This is a genomic window from Rickettsiella grylli (assembly GCF_000168295.1).
Taxonomy (GTDB): Bacteria; Pseudomonadota; Gammaproteobacteria; order Diplorickettsiales; family Diplorickettsiaceae; genus Aquirickettsiella; species Aquirickettsiella grylli.
In genome coordinates this window covers 34,666-47,163 of sequence record NZ_AAQJ02000001.1, presented here as the reverse complement: position 1 = coordinate 47,163, position 12,498 = coordinate 34,666, and the positions used below count along the sequence as shown (strand labels likewise).

The 12,498-nt window shown below is 36.7% G+C and carries 14 protein-coding genes and 1 tRNA gene; 3 read left to right on the top strand and 12 right to left on the bottom strand.

Translation table 11 applies throughout. The features are described 5' to 3' along the window. The first annotated feature begins 1 nt into the window (after window position 1). Entirely contained in the window at window positions 2-655 is a 654-nt protein-coding gene (locus tag RICGR_RS00250; RefSeq protein ID WP_006035786.1) for an RnfABCDGE type electron transport complex subunit B, read from the top strand. Here the strand turns inward: RICGR_RS00250 and RICGR_RS00245 are convergent. Next, window positions 652-1,260 (bottom strand): carbonic anhydrase, encoded by a 609-nt coding sequence (locus tag RICGR_RS00245; RefSeq protein WP_006035184.1) that lies wholly within the window; start codon window positions 1,258-1,260, stop codon window positions 652-654. The two genes, RICGR_RS00250 and RICGR_RS00245, sit on opposite strands and share 4 nt — an antisense overlap. A gap of 212 nt (window positions 1,261-1,472) precedes the next feature. Beyond that, window positions 1,473-1,548, bottom strand: a tRNA-Glu gene (locus tag RICGR_RS00240). A gap of 136 nt (window positions 1,549-1,684) precedes the next feature. Here RICGR_RS00240 and RICGR_RS00235 point away from each other — a divergent pair. Further along, on the top strand, window positions 1,685-2,347 hold the full coding sequence (locus tag RICGR_RS00235) for a class I SAM-dependent methyltransferase (RefSeq protein ID WP_006035005.1): 663 nt from the start codon (window positions 1,685-1,687) through the stop codon (window positions 2,345-2,347). Window positions 2,348-2,365: 18 nt separating this feature from the next. Here the strand turns inward: RICGR_RS00235 and parE are convergent, their stop codons facing one another. From parE to RICGR_RS00200, 7 genes are all read right to left on the bottom strand, one after another. Further along, window positions 2,366-4,258, bottom strand: coding sequence for a DNA topoisomerase IV subunit B (parE, locus tag RICGR_RS00230; protein ID WP_006034957.1), 1,893 nt, complete (start codon window positions 4,256-4,258; stop codon window positions 2,366-2,368). Then, window positions 4,255-4,881: an NUDIX domain-containing protein gene (locus tag RICGR_RS00225; protein ID WP_006035108.1), complete on the bottom strand. Its 627-nt coding sequence runs from the start codon at window positions 4,879-4,881 to the stop codon at window positions 4,255-4,257. The genes parE and RICGR_RS00225 overlap by 4 nt, the downstream gene beginning before the upstream one ends. A gap of 168 nt (window positions 4,882-5,049) precedes the next feature. Beyond that, window positions 5,050-7,161 carry a hypothetical protein gene (locus tag RICGR_RS00220; protein ID WP_006035509.1) on the bottom strand — a complete coding sequence of 704 codons (2,112 nt, stop codon included), beginning with the start codon at window positions 7,159-7,161 and terminating at the stop codon, window positions 5,050-5,052. Between the two features lie 124 nt (window positions 7,162-7,285). Further along, the gene (gene coaE / locus RICGR_RS00215) at window positions 7,286-7,972 is read right to left on the bottom strand and encodes a dephospho-CoA kinase (RefSeq protein WP_006035276.1); all 687 of its coding nucleotides are present in this window, start codon (window positions 7,970-7,972) and stop codon (window positions 7,286-7,288) included. 8 nt (window positions 7,973-7,980) lie between these two features. Continuing rightward, entirely contained in the window at window positions 7,981-8,481 is a 501-nt protein-coding gene (gene secB / locus RICGR_RS00210; RefSeq protein ID WP_006034932.1) for a protein-export chaperone SecB, read from the bottom strand. Between the two features lie 3 nt (window positions 8,482-8,484). Continuing rightward, window positions 8,485-8,742 (bottom strand): glutaredoxin 3, encoded by a 258-nt coding sequence (gene grxC, locus RICGR_RS00205; protein ID WP_006035515.1) that lies wholly within the window; start codon window positions 8,740-8,742, stop codon window positions 8,485-8,487. A 36-nt stretch (window positions 8,743-8,778) separates the two neighbouring features. Continuing rightward, the gene (locus tag RICGR_RS00200) at window positions 8,779-9,204 is read right to left on the bottom strand and encodes a rhodanese-like domain-containing protein (RefSeq protein ID WP_006035798.1); all 426 of its coding nucleotides are present in this window, start codon (window positions 9,202-9,204) and stop codon (window positions 8,779-8,781) included. A 114-nt stretch (window positions 9,205-9,318) separates the two neighbouring features. On the opposite strand from RICGR_RS00200, the gene pmbA reads away from it, so the two are divergent. Beyond that, window positions 9,319-10,680 carry a metalloprotease PmbA gene (gene pmbA / locus RICGR_RS00195; protein WP_006035519.1) on the top strand — a complete coding sequence of 454 codons (1,362 nt, stop codon included), beginning with the start codon at window positions 9,319-9,321 and terminating at the stop codon, window positions 10,678-10,680. 28 nt (window positions 10,681-10,708) lie between these two features. On the opposite strand, the gene RICGR_RS00190 is transcribed toward pmbA, so the two are convergent. From RICGR_RS00190 to RICGR_RS00180, 3 genes are read right to left on the bottom strand one after another with little or no spacing between them, the layout of a single operon-like run. Beyond that, complete coding sequence (locus RICGR_RS00190) at window positions 10,709-11,623, bottom strand: N-acetylmuramoyl-L-alanine amidase-like domain-containing protein (RefSeq protein WP_006035006.1); 915 nt, start codon at window positions 11,621-11,623, stop codon at window positions 10,709-10,711. A 7-nt stretch (window positions 11,624-11,630) separates the two neighbouring features. Next, window positions 11,631-11,900, bottom strand: a complete 270-nt coding sequence (locus tag RICGR_RS00185) for an HPr family phosphocarrier protein (protein WP_040615037.1) — start codon at window positions 11,898-11,900, stop codon at window positions 11,631-11,633. 19 nt (window positions 11,901-11,919) lie between these two features. Further along, window positions 11,920-12,300 carry a HesB/IscA family protein gene (locus RICGR_RS00180; protein ID WP_006035187.1) on the bottom strand — a complete coding sequence of 127 codons (381 nt, stop codon included), beginning with the start codon at window positions 12,298-12,300 and terminating at the stop codon, window positions 11,920-11,922. Window positions 12,301-12,498: the final 198 nt, after the last annotated feature.

The following is a 12,498-nucleotide window of genomic DNA, read 5'->3' as shown; positions in this document are numbered from 1 at the left end:
AATGGACACAACATCGTTCGTTCTCTCAAAAAAAGATTTAAAAAAACACATTAAAGAAATCGATGCTTTATTACCACAAACGCAATGTGGGCAATGTCACTATTCGGATTGCTATTCTTACGCCAAAGCCATTGCAGCAAACAAAGCAGAAATAAATCAATGCCCGCCCGGCGGAGTAAAAACCTTACACGCTTTAGCGAGCTTATTAAAAAAAGAGGCCGGACCGTTTGTAGAAGAAATGCGTAAGCACGAAAGACCGGCCATGACTGCGCGCATACGTGAGTCGGAATGTATTGGTTGTACCAAATGCATTCAAGCTTGCCCTGTTGATGCAATTGTAGGTGCTGCGAAACAATTGCATGTTGTATTAAAACAAGAATGCACCGGTTGTGGACTTTGTATTGCGCCTTGCCCAGTAGACTGTATTGATCTGTTCACATTACAGCAATCCCCGTATAACCCTCAACAAGCACGACAACGTTACGTTGCAAAAAAATACCGCCTTCATTCAGTACATCATCAAACATTCATAAAAAAAACATCCCACCCTAACGAAGAAATGGCTTATATTCATGCTGCAATTAAACGAGTTAAGGAAAAAAAACAGCGTTTAATGAAAAACAAAACAATGATTATAAGCGAACATGAACATTAAACGTCTAATGCTTGATAGATATGATCGCGGCGTGAATAAGTAAACATTTGGCCTGTCTTAATATCAAAAAACCAACGATAAATCGTTAATGTTTGAGCGTCTACTTTTTCTTTTATCCAAGGAAAAGTCATACAGTTTTCATAGGATCGTGTCAACGATAATTTTGCAATCTCCTCTGGATTTCTTATCTGATTATCTGGAAGCTTTATTGAAGAAACCCATTTGCTTATAAAATCATTTTTGGATAAATGTTCTCTATTTAAAAGGGCGTCTATTCCACCGCATTGACTATGCCCCAATAAAATAAGATGTTTAATATTCAACACTCGAATTCCGAATTCTAAAGCAGCACTTGTGCCATGCAACGCTTCATCTTTTTGATAGGGTGGAACTATATTCGCAACATTACGCATCACAAATAAATCACCAGGATTACATTGTAATATTAATGCGGGATCAACGCGCGAATCACAACACGCAACAATCATTGTCTGAGGCTTTTGGCCCGAATCTGCTAAATACCGCATAACGGCATTATCACCAATAACATATTTTTTTCGAAAAACACGATAGCCCTGTAATAGTTTATCGAATAAATGTGCCATAGCTTGCTTCTCGCTTACTCTTTATTTGAGACTTGTTTTATTATCAATATAGGTTTTTCATTATTTTTAAATAAAAATATATCATAAAAAACAAATAAGAGCCTTAAGGGTCGCGTCATTACGGCAAATGGTACGCGTTCACTATAAATGAAAACTAACTGTAGTGTTTATAGATATATCTCACTCAATGAAATGAGCGAGATAAAATAATATGGCGTCCCCAAGGGGAGTCGAACCCCTGTTACCGCCGTGAAAGGGCGATGTCCTAGGCCTCTAGACGATGGGGACCTAACGGTTTAAGGTCCGCTATTTTGGCTGCGCTTGGCTAGAATGTCAATAATAAAATAAATCGATACTACAATACTTAACTTTTACGCTATAGTGAAATATACCGATTCAGCAACTAAAAAATAAGTAAGCCATTATGTCAAACCAAACACTCCATCTCAACGAGAAACTCTATCACTACCTCTTATCTATTTCTTTACATGAGCCTACTTCTTTAAAATCACTTCGAGAAGCAACATGCCACTTGGCTTCTCATGGCATGCAAATTTCGCCTGAGCAAGGTCAATTCATGCGATTTTTAATTGAGCTCATTGGTGCTACAAAAACATTGGAACTCGGTGTTTATACGGGTTATAGTGCTTTAGCGGTTGCATTAACCTTACCGGAAACTGGAAAAATTATCGCGTGTGATATCAATAAAGAAACAACTTCTATAGCACAACATTTTTGGCGGAAAGCAGGCGTTGCACATAAAATTGATCTGAAATTAGCGCCCGCATTAGAAACGTTAGACAATTTAATCCAACAAGGGCAGTCAAATCGTTTTGATTTTATCTTTATTGATGCGGATAAACTCAATTATTTAAATTACTACGAACGTTCGTTTCTGCTGCTTCGGCCTGGCGGCCTCATGCTCATTGATAACGTGCTTTGGAGTGGTAAGGTGGCAGATTCCACCTTTCATGATAAACAAACGCGCGCTATTCGAGCATTTAATCAAGCCATTTACCAGGATAAACGAATTAGCATGTGCTTAATTCCCATCAGTGATGGTCTTACTTTAATTCGAAAACGTTAGTGATTTTATAGAGTTTATTTATATCGTCGCAATATCCCCCTTTTTTTCTAACCAAATTTTACGATCACCCGAACGTTTTTTCGCGAGTAAGAGATCCATTAAGGAAAATGTTTTTTGTGGATGATCAATGATAAGCTGAACTAACCGTCGCGTATCAGGCGCCATCGTTGTTTCCCGCAATTGCATCGGATTCATTTCACCGAGTCCTTTAAATCGTTGTATACTTATTTTTCCTTTGTTTTCAGCGATTAATCTATCCAAAATAATTTGTTTTTCTTCATCATCTAAGGCATAAAAAACTTCTTTACCTCTATCAATACGATAAAGCGGTGGCATCGCTATATAAATATGTCCTGCTTCTATTAATGCGCTAAAATGTTTTAAAAATAAACCACAGAGTAACGTCGCGATATGCAAACCATCCGAATCAGCGTCCGCTAAAATGCAAATTTTACCATAACGTAACCCTGATAAATCTTTTGATCCTGGATCGATTCCTATGGCGACAGCAATATCGTGTATTTCTTGCGATCCTAATACGTGGTTACTCGTCACTTCCCACGTATTTAATATTTTTCCACGCAATGGCATAATCGCTTGAAATGCTCTATCGCGCGCTTGTTTTGCTGAGCCGCCTGCAGAATCACCTTCAACTAAAAATAATTCGGTACGATTCAAATCGGTTTCTGTACAGTCAGCTAATTTACCTGGTAATACTGCACCGCCTAAAACTTTTTTCCGTGCGACGTGTTTACTGCGTTGACGTTTTTGTGCATGAGCTATCATTAATTCCGCTAAATTTTCAGCTTCAGCCACATGTTGATTAAGCCACAAACTAAACGCGTCTTTTATTACACCGGAAACAAACAGTGCCGATTGGCGAGAAGTAAGCCTTTCTTTAGTTTGGCCAGAAAATTGAGGCTCTAATAATTTTACAGAGAGTATGTAATGACATCCTTCCCACACATCTTCAGGTGCTAATTTTAAACCACGCGGTAATAAATCACGTAACTCGCAAAACTCCCTCATGGCTTCCAGTAAGCCGGTCCGCAAACCATTAACGTGCGTTCCTCCTTGAACGGTTGGCACTAAATTAACATAACTTTCCATTAACCCATCGCCACTTTCTAAAAGCCAACATAATGCCCAATCAACTTCCTCTATTTCCGTTGCAAAGTGCCCATGAAAAGGTTCCTTGGGAATACGTTCAACCTGTCTTAAACTATCTTTTAGATAGCTAAGAACGCCGTCCACATAAAACCATTTGTCTTTTTTATTCGCTTGCTTATCTGTAAAGCGAACCGTTAAACCAGGACAAAGCACCGCTTTCGCCCGCAAACTATGTTTTAAACGACTGACTGAAAATTTTTCATTATCAAAATAGCGTTTATCCGGCCAAAAACGCAAAGACGTCCCTGATGTTGCAGTCTCCATTTTACCTATTTTTTTTAAATTAGATTTTTTATTTCCTTGTTCAAATTGCATTTGATAAATAAATCCATCTCGCCGAATAGTCACTTGCAGACGATGTGATAATGCGTTAACAACAGATACACCGACTCCATGTAGCCCTCCGGAAAAGCGATAATTTTTATGATTAAACTTACCCCCCGCATGCAGTCTTGTCAGAATAAGCTCTACGCCCGTCACTTTTTCTTCAGGATGAACATCAACCGGCATTCCACGACCATCGTCACTCACTTCTAAAGAATTGTCTACATGTAACACTACATCAATATGTCGTGCATAACCGGCAATGGCTTCATCAACACTATTATCAATCACTTCCTGTGCTAAATGATTCGGGCGAGACGTATCGCTATACATACCCGGCCGGCGCTTTACTGGATCAAGACCGCTGAGTACCTCTATCGCTTCGGCAGTATATTTTTTTGGAGAAGATTTTGTCATAAATTACTGTTTTTTAAAAAAGCTTTCCTCATCTTTTGTTCATTATGTTGTAACCACTGTAATGCAATAATAGTCGAACTATTATTAAATTTTCCTTGATTGAGTAAATGATAAGCCACGTTTAAATTTAAAACACAGACACGAATGTCCTCACCTTCATCCGTTAAGCCATGGATTCCCTTTGCACATTGGGCATCCACTTGTCCACAAAAAAGATAAACACGCTCTGAACTGGCTCCTGGGCTTACCCAATAGTCGCAAATAGGGTATAAATTATTTATTTCTAGACCTGTTTCTTCTTTTGTTTCACGACGGGCTACTTGCTCTAAAGGTTCATTTTTATCAATGACACCAGCTACTATTTCAATTAACCACGGATTCCCGGTTTTACCTGCAATACCTACACGAAATTGTTCAATTAAAACCAATTGATCACGATGAATGTCAACCAATAGAATACCCACCGCTTCGCCTCTTTCAAAGATTTCACGGGTTTGTGTTGCACTCCAATTTCCATTAAATAAACGAAATTTTACTTTCCATTGTTCAAGCTGAAAATGTCCTTGATAAACGACTTTTTTTTTCAAAATTTTGACATCTGAGCCATCAAATTTTGAATTCATAGCGATATCTCAGTTACGATTACAGGTATAACTATACCTGAAAGTGGTCAATCTGCATAAACGAGTTAAAATTTTTCCAAGAGAAATTCAGATATGACAATCGCTAAGCCAGGCTCAGAAAGTGTTCACATTTAATAGTATAGATGAAGTTTACGAGTGCGATAGGACCTAATTCCTTACTAAACTAAACGCATTTCTAACCATCTTTAAAGTGGTCGCGTCTGTTGAATGAGTTTTCGACAAAAAGTTACGCCGTTTATTAAAAATACTTATCCAGGTTTTGGGTTGTTCAAAAAAACGATTAACAGAATAAGGATAACCATTTATGTTTGGTTTAAAATTTTCCAATTTATTTTTTATTTTTTTAGGATTTTGAATCAAAATATCGGTAAAAGATTTACCTTCTTTCAAATCCAATACCACGTCATTGAATACCTCTTTCGACATTAATTGTCTTAAACACGTTTGTTTTTCAGTTGCTGTTTTTTTATCCATCCACGTAGTTTGTAGCCGTTTTTCAGCATTTTGCAATATCATTCTAGGCCGTTGAACTTCCCGCCATTCCTCGGATAGTTCACAGATGATAAAGGGCTCCTCTTCTCCATCCTCAGCTTTATGCGTATGCACTTCAAAGCTTTTTTTCATAGACGTCAAAAACGATGAGTCTCCATTGTGAGGATTTTTAAATATCCAATCCCAACAGGCTCCTGGGAGTAACAAGGGGAAAAAAATGAGATTTAATAAGGGTAATTCAAATGTATTTTTTAAGATTTCAAAAAAATCAGTCTTATTTCTATCGTTTTTAAAACCCCAATAAACAGTTCCCATCAACAAAAGAAGCGGAGAAAAAAGGACTTGTAAAGGTAATTGTAATAAGTTTTGATGATCATGATCATCTTTCATCTGATCAGTGTGGTCCTCATCTTGTGTCGTTAAGAAACTAAAATCCTGTAACCCTTCTGATACTGTACATACGCCGGCCACTAGAAGAGGCGGAACATTGAAAAAACGATCCGTTGTTAAACCAACACTGATTAAATGCCCTACAAAAATAAACGATTGTATGGGTGATATAATTAATTGAGCGAGAATACGAAAAGGATTTAAAAATTGTATCCAAGTCTCTTCTTGTTTAGTCTTTTTTAAATTATTTTTTATATTCACGCAACTTGATATAATCGTTTTAAGAGGATGTTTTGCGCGTTCAACCATCGAAAAAAATATTTTTTTACACGTATCAATGGTTTGAAAAGTGGTACTAAAGGCATAAATTAAATCCGTTGAAAAACTAATAGGGATTAAAATTGCACTCGCACAATAAGCTACAAAAGTAGGTAATTTGGGCACTAATAATTTTACTCCTTTCTGCATCGCTATCCAACACGTGCCACCGGAAGCTGCGGTTGCAAACACCGTTAAACCAATAACCCCTATTACCACGATAGATAAGCTTGCTAAACGTAATAAATAAGCGCTTATTGGTTCTTTGTCTTTTCTTTTAAATAATCGAAATGTTTTAATACAGGCTTCGCTAATCAAATCATTTTTTACAATATCAGTCATAACATAATAAAGTAAAAACGTTGCGCCTATTGCTGCAAATAAAGCAACCGGCCATATAATAGCGGAAAGCGCCATTGCCGATAATGACCATGCTAAACCCACTGTTATGGCTTCTTGTACTGCAAAAGCAGTTACAAATCCTGAAACAATACCAACTATAATACTGATTGCCCAAAAAAAACGTAGAAATGCGACGCTTTTTTTAGCTGATTTTAATTCATGTAAACTGACTTCTCTCAATTCTTTGCTAATATAGGATGTTACGGTATGTTCAGGCTCTTTTAATTGTTGATAAAAAAATGTCTTCAGCTCTTCCAATCTTTTTTTAGCTTCTTTTACATCCTCCCCGTCTACATTCGATTTATTTTTTAATGCTTTATATTTTTTTCTTTGAGCGCAATAATCCTTTAAAAAATCACATGTGTATTTATTTTGAAAAGAAGAGATTTCTACATATTTATTTAACTCCCAAAATAACAAATGTTTATCAGCATTCGATGTCAATAATTTTAATCGTGCTAAACCTTTAAAAATACTAACTCCAAAAACTTTTCCTTCAATAACGCCTGAAAGGAAAAAAGCGAATATGGCAGGGATAGTATAGGGATAAATAACCCATAATCCGGAAAAACTTAAAAATCCAGTGGATAAAACTGTCCCTATTGTTAGAAACAGAGCAATCGCATAGCGTAAAGCTTTGGTTTTTTTTATATACATGTTGTCCTCTCACGCTAAATATCAAAAAAACACTTTTTAGGACGGATTCCATTCAAAATAAAAAATGTAACTTATTCTAATAGAGCTAACTTAAATAAAAATTAAATGAAATTAAGAATCATTCCTATTTAAACGTGAGATAATAGCGAAGAACATTTGAATCATCAAGAGAATTTTTAGAGGTCATTGAACAGGAAAGATATTTTTTATGCAGTGCGCTCGCCGCATTATAAAGACTTTTCAAATCTGATTCATTATAAATAATATCATCCGCTTGTTTAATGGCTTCTCGAGATGATATTTGTGCATTTAAAATAGAATCAATCTGGTCTTTTTCAAGAAAATCACGTTCCTTAGCGCGTTGAATCTGTAGATTCCGTGTGGTAGTCACCAACAAAATACGATTAAGTTCAATATAATTTTCTGTCAACGGTTTTTTCTTCAGTAAATGAGACGTTCTCCCTTCCAATAATAAAGGTATTACTGCAAGACAATAAGCGCCTGTCGTTTTTTTTATTTTTTCTCTTACTTTCCAGTAAATTAAAGGGTGCAATAATTCTTCGAGCCATTCACGATCGTCGATCTGATTAAAAATAATGGTTCGTAAATGATCACGATCAATTTTGTTGTTTTTTTTTAATAGGTTATGCCCAAAACGTGAAACGAGCTTCTCGCGAATAGTGGCGTCATGATCAACAAGTTCACGACCAATTTGATCTGCATCGACAATATTTATACCAAATTCTGCAAAATAACGAGCGACAGTGGATTTACCACTGGCTATTCCGCCTGTTAATGCAACTGTAAACACGTTAAAAATTAAGGTGTAGTCACTGAATTGGACGTGTTTTCCTTTTGCCCACCCTCTTTATTTTTTTGCTCTTGCATTTGTTGCGCATACAACGCTTCAAAATTAACCGGTGCTAAATAGAGAGGAGGAAACCCTGCTCGACCCACTAAATCCGAAACGGCTTCCCGAGCATATGGAAATAAAATGGTTGGACAAGTAATGTTCTTAACCTGATGAATTTGTACGTCATTAAATCCTTTTAATGTAAAAAGACCCGATTGCTTTACTTCAACTAAGAATAAAGTCTTACCGTTTGATGTTGCTGTCACCGTAATTTTTAAAACAACTTCATGTTCATCAGTTCCTATGACCGCAGTATCCATAGTAAACTGCAAATTTAATTCTGGTTTCCATTCTTCTTTAAAGGCTTGTGGAGAATGTGGCGTCTCTAAAGACAGATCTTTCACATAAACCCGCTGGATAATAAATTCAGGCTGCTCAGCTTGGGTATGGGAAGGTTGATTATTCATAAATTACTCGGTTTTTAATAAGGTATCTAACTCTCCGGAGGTCGCTAATTTTGATAACTCTTCAAACCCTCCGATAGACTTATTGTTAATAAATATTTGCGGAACGGATCGCCGATTGCTTAATTTTACCATTTCTTGCAATTTTTCAGGATTTTTATCGACTTGGATTTCCTCAAATTGAACGCCTTTTTTAGTAAACAATTCCTTGGCATCCGCGCAATATGGACAGTCCGGCTTCGTATAGATTACTACTTTTTGCATAAAAAACTCCTCTTCAAGTACTTAAAAACTAAATCTTTATCCTTTAATGAGAGGTAAAGCCGCGTTCTGCCAACTCATTATTCCGCCTTTAAGATGGTAACATTTTAAAAATCCGGCATTCTTTAACAATCGACCTAGTTTATGATGCGATTGTCCCGGCTTATAATTAATGATAATAGGCCTTTCTCGATAAGGTTCTAAATCACTTAATTTCGATTTAAGCTCAGAAAAAGGGATATTAATGGATTTTGCAATATGTCCCTTTTTATAGCTCAGCGCATCACGAACATCTAAAAAAATAGCATCCTCTCTGTTGATCTTGAAAATAGCTTCTTGAACGCTAAGCGGGAGTGTGCCTGTTAGTTTAGCATGTAATTCGAAGGTTAATAATAATACTAAAATAACACAAAATGCTAACCAAAGCTCCCAGTGTCGTAAACCAAATTCAATAAATTGTTGCATTTTTATGGTGACCTTATCCTACCGAGCCAGTCTATGAACCCAATGATTAGCTAGTCTAGCGAAATTTAACACGTATCGCTATACTCTTTTACACTTTAATTTCGAGAGTGAGTTATGCAGACGCAATTAAAACATGAACATCCCTTAGAATTAATCAATAAGCAAGCAGACTATAAAAATCAGCTTATTGAATTGATGAGTAGGGCAAAAAAACGCGGTGTTACTCAGGTCGAAGCACATATTCATCATGACACGGGGTTTTCAATCAGCATTCGCAACCAAGACGTTGAAACGATCGAGCATAATCGAAATAAAAGTTTAGGGGTCACTGTTTACTTTGGTTACAAAAAAGGCTCTGCAAGTACTTCGGATTTTAGTTCGCAAGCGATTGAAAATACGGTAGAAGCTGCTTGCCATATCGCACGTTTTACAACAGAAGACCCTTTTAATGGTTTAGCGGAATCTCATTTTTTAGAAAAAAACCCGCTCGATCTAGATCTTTATCATCCGTGGTCGATTGATCCTCAACACGCGATTGCATTAGGAAAAACGTGTGAAGCGAAGGCAATGGCTATCGACAATCGATTAACTTCAGAAAACGTTGTTTTGTCGACTCAAGAGGCTATTCATGTTTATGGGAATAGTAATGGATTTTTGGCAGGATATCCTAGCTCTCTACACACCATTTCTTGTCATCTCATCGCAAAAGATAAAATGGGCATGCAGCGTGATGGGAGTTACACGCTTAGTCGTGACCCAAACCAATTACAATCATTTGAAAAATTAGCCGAGGAAGCCGCTAACACGACTCTAAAACGACTTAATGCACGACGATTAAGCACGTGTCATGCGCCCATCCTTTTTCACTCAGAAATTGCCAACCACGTGATTAGTGCTTTTCTTAATGCAATCTCAGGTGGAAACCTTTATCGAAAAGCTTCTTTCTTAGTCGATTACCTTGGAAAATCTGTATTTGATAAAAAAATTTCTATCTACGAAAAACCCCATTTACTGAATGCGTTAGGAAGTACACCATTTGATGACGAAGGCGTCTGCACGTCTGATCGTGTTTTAGTGAACGAAGGAATATTGCAAGGTTACTTGCTAAACAGTTATTCAGCAAGAAAATTAGGTTTACAAACCACTGGAAATGCGGGTGGATTTCATAATATTCTATTAAAAACGAGTCAATTTGAACTGAATGATCTCATCAAACAAATGGGAAAGGGCTTATTAGTTACCGAAGTGATGGGGCAAGGTATCAATTTAGTAACGGGGGATTATTCTCGAGGAGCAGCCGGTTATTGGGTAGAGAACGGGGAAATACAATATCCTGTTGAAGAAGTGACTATCGCTGGTAATTTAAAAGATATGTTTCAAAATATCATAGCCATAGGAAATGATATTAATTATAAAAGCTCTATTCAAACAGGATCCATTTTTATTGAAAATATGATGATTGCAGGAACTTTATAACGATAGATTGATTATTGCTTAAAATGTATCACCTCTCATTTTTTTCGGTGATAGACCATACGCTAATGCCTTTTAACGTACCCAGTGGTAAATAGGTTCTTAAATAATCAGGGAAAAGAACATCTAATACTCTTCCCGCCTTGGATGAAGCCATACGACAATAAAGTTGGCCATTTTTCCAAATAGCGAAACTCATATGCAGTACATTCATAGAAGTTCCTATTCGAGCGCTTAGATAGGAATCATGACCCACAAAAAAAATTAAACTTCCAGAAGGTATTCGTTGTCTTAAATTGGAATGTTGAAGTAAATCATAAACAGGAATAAATGATATGCTCGCCGTTTTACTTCCATAAAAAGCCCGAGCTTCTCTTTTTAATTGACGTAATCGCGTTTCTTTTTCGTGGTCACTTAAATAGGGGATTTGAATTCTATTAATAGTTAATCTTCGATACCAATTCCGTAAATTTATTTGTGCTTTACTTGTTTGCGTTTTTTGACCTGCAATTGAATAATTCAACTCTCGGATATAGCCATTTCTTTTATTATTTGGGATCCAATCTGCACTAGGGAAGTGGTTACGTCGTGTAAAACTAACCTGTCCTTGATTGTAACGAATTCGATTCATTTTATTTCTAAAATCAGAAAGATTTTTGGCTAACGCGAGTGCCATAACCGTATCAACATACGTTTCACAATCAAAATAATCAAAGCGATATAAAGGACTTTGATCATATCGGCCATTAACTCCCTCACCGAGAGCACCTTCCAAATACGGGGTATTTAATAAAGCAGCGCTTTGAATTTCAATTCGTTGTTGAATACGGTAATTATGGTTCAAAAAAATGAATTGATTAACCGTTTCATCACGTGCTTGTGCGGCTGTTAAACTTAAAGGAATAATCAATAAAAAAAAAATACTTTTGCCAAAAAAAATCGGCATTGAACGATCATCCTTCTTCACCAAACCTGTCAGTAACCAATTTTTCTAATACGGTTAAAGCGGCTGCTTCATCTTCTCCTTGAACAATAACTTCAACAGGACTCCCTTGTCGGGCTGTAAGCCCCATAACTTCTAAAATACTCTTTCCGTCTACTTGTTTTCCATTACATCTCAGCGTAATTTGACTAATAAAACATCTAGCGATTTTAACCCACTTCATCGAAGCGCGTGCATGTAATCCCAGCTTGTTATTTATCGTAATAATTTTATATCTCATAAGTGAGGGATTTAACCCTCTATTTTTCCTCTATACTAAAGCTTTCACCGCATCCACATGAAGCGATTTGATTTGGATTTATAAATTTCAACTTTCCAGTAAGTCCTTTTTGTACGTAATCAATATGCGTCCCTTTAAGCATCGGAAAGCTTATCGGTTCAACAAAAACCACTAAATCACTGTCAATAGGAAATTGCAGATCCCCAGGAGGAGAACTCGTTATATAATCCACTACATAAGAAAAACCAGAGCACCCTGAACGTTTAACACTTAAACGGAAAGATTTTTCACCTAACCTTCCCAAGATTTTTTTAATGTGTTTAATCGCTGAAGGGGTAAAATAAAGCTTATCATCCGCGCTCTCCGCGGGGTTATAGGTAGAGACATTTAATTGTGGCATAAGTTCCATATTACCACCGAATAAGTTCAGTAACAAAATAGTTGATTAAAACGCTTTCTGCCTAAAAACAATATAGCAAATTTTGTAGTTATTTCACCTACAAGATGGGCAATCCCCGCATCCTCAGCAAGAAACTGCCGCTCACTGCTATCGCCAAACTCGGGTCAAACTCAAACTCGGGCAAAAAATTTTTAATCG

What these genes read in the sequence shown, in the direction of transcription:
- RICGR_RS00250 (WP_006035786.1), top strand. Translation starts at nt 2, where the DNA reads ATGGACACAACATCGTTCGTTCTCTCAAAAAAAGATTTAAAAAAACAC.
- RICGR_RS00245 (WP_006035184.1), bottom strand. Translation starts at nt 1,260, where the DNA reads ATGGCACATTTATTCGATAAACTATTACAGGGCTATCGTGTTTTTCGA.
- RICGR_RS00235 (WP_006035005.1), top strand. Translation starts at nt 1,685, where the DNA reads ATGTCAAACCAAACACTCCATCTCAACGAGAAACTCTATCACTACCTC.
- parE (WP_006034957.1), bottom strand. Translation starts at nt 4,258, where the DNA reads ATGACAAAATCTTCTCCAAAAAAATATACTGCCGAAGCGATAGAGGTA.
- RICGR_RS00225 (WP_006035108.1), bottom strand. Translation starts at nt 4,881, where the DNA reads ATGAATTCAAAATTTGATGGCTCAGATGTCAAAATTTTGAAAAAAAAA.
- RICGR_RS00220 (WP_006035509.1), bottom strand. Translation starts at nt 7,161, where the DNA reads ATGTATATAAAAAAAACCAAAGCTTTACGCTATGCGATTGCTCTGTTT.
- secB (WP_006034932.1), bottom strand. Translation starts at nt 8,481, where the DNA reads ATGAATAATCAACCTTCCCATACCCAAGCTGAGCAGCCTGAATTTATT.
- grxC (WP_006035515.1), bottom strand. Translation starts at nt 8,742, where the DNA reads ATGCAAAAAGTAGTAATCTATACGAAGCCGGACTGTCCATATTGCGCG.
- RICGR_RS00200 (WP_006035798.1), bottom strand. Translation starts at nt 9,204, where the DNA reads ATGCAACAATTTATTGAATTTGGTTTACGACACTGGGAGCTTTGGTTA.
- pmbA (WP_006035519.1), top strand. Translation starts at nt 9,319, where the DNA reads ATGCAGACGCAATTAAAACATGAACATCCCTTAGAATTAATCAATAAG.
- RICGR_RS00190 (WP_006035006.1), bottom strand. Translation starts at nt 11,623, where the DNA reads ATGCCGATTTTTTTTGGCAAAAGTATTTTTTTTTTATTGATTATTCCT.
- RICGR_RS00185 (WP_040615037.1), bottom strand. Translation starts at nt 11,900, where the DNA reads ATGAGATATAAAATTATTACGATAAATAACAAGCTGGGATTACATGCA.
- RICGR_RS00180 (WP_006035187.1), bottom strand. Translation starts at nt 12,300, where the DNA reads ATGCCACAATTAAATGTCTCTACCTATAACCCCGCGGAGAGCGCGGAT.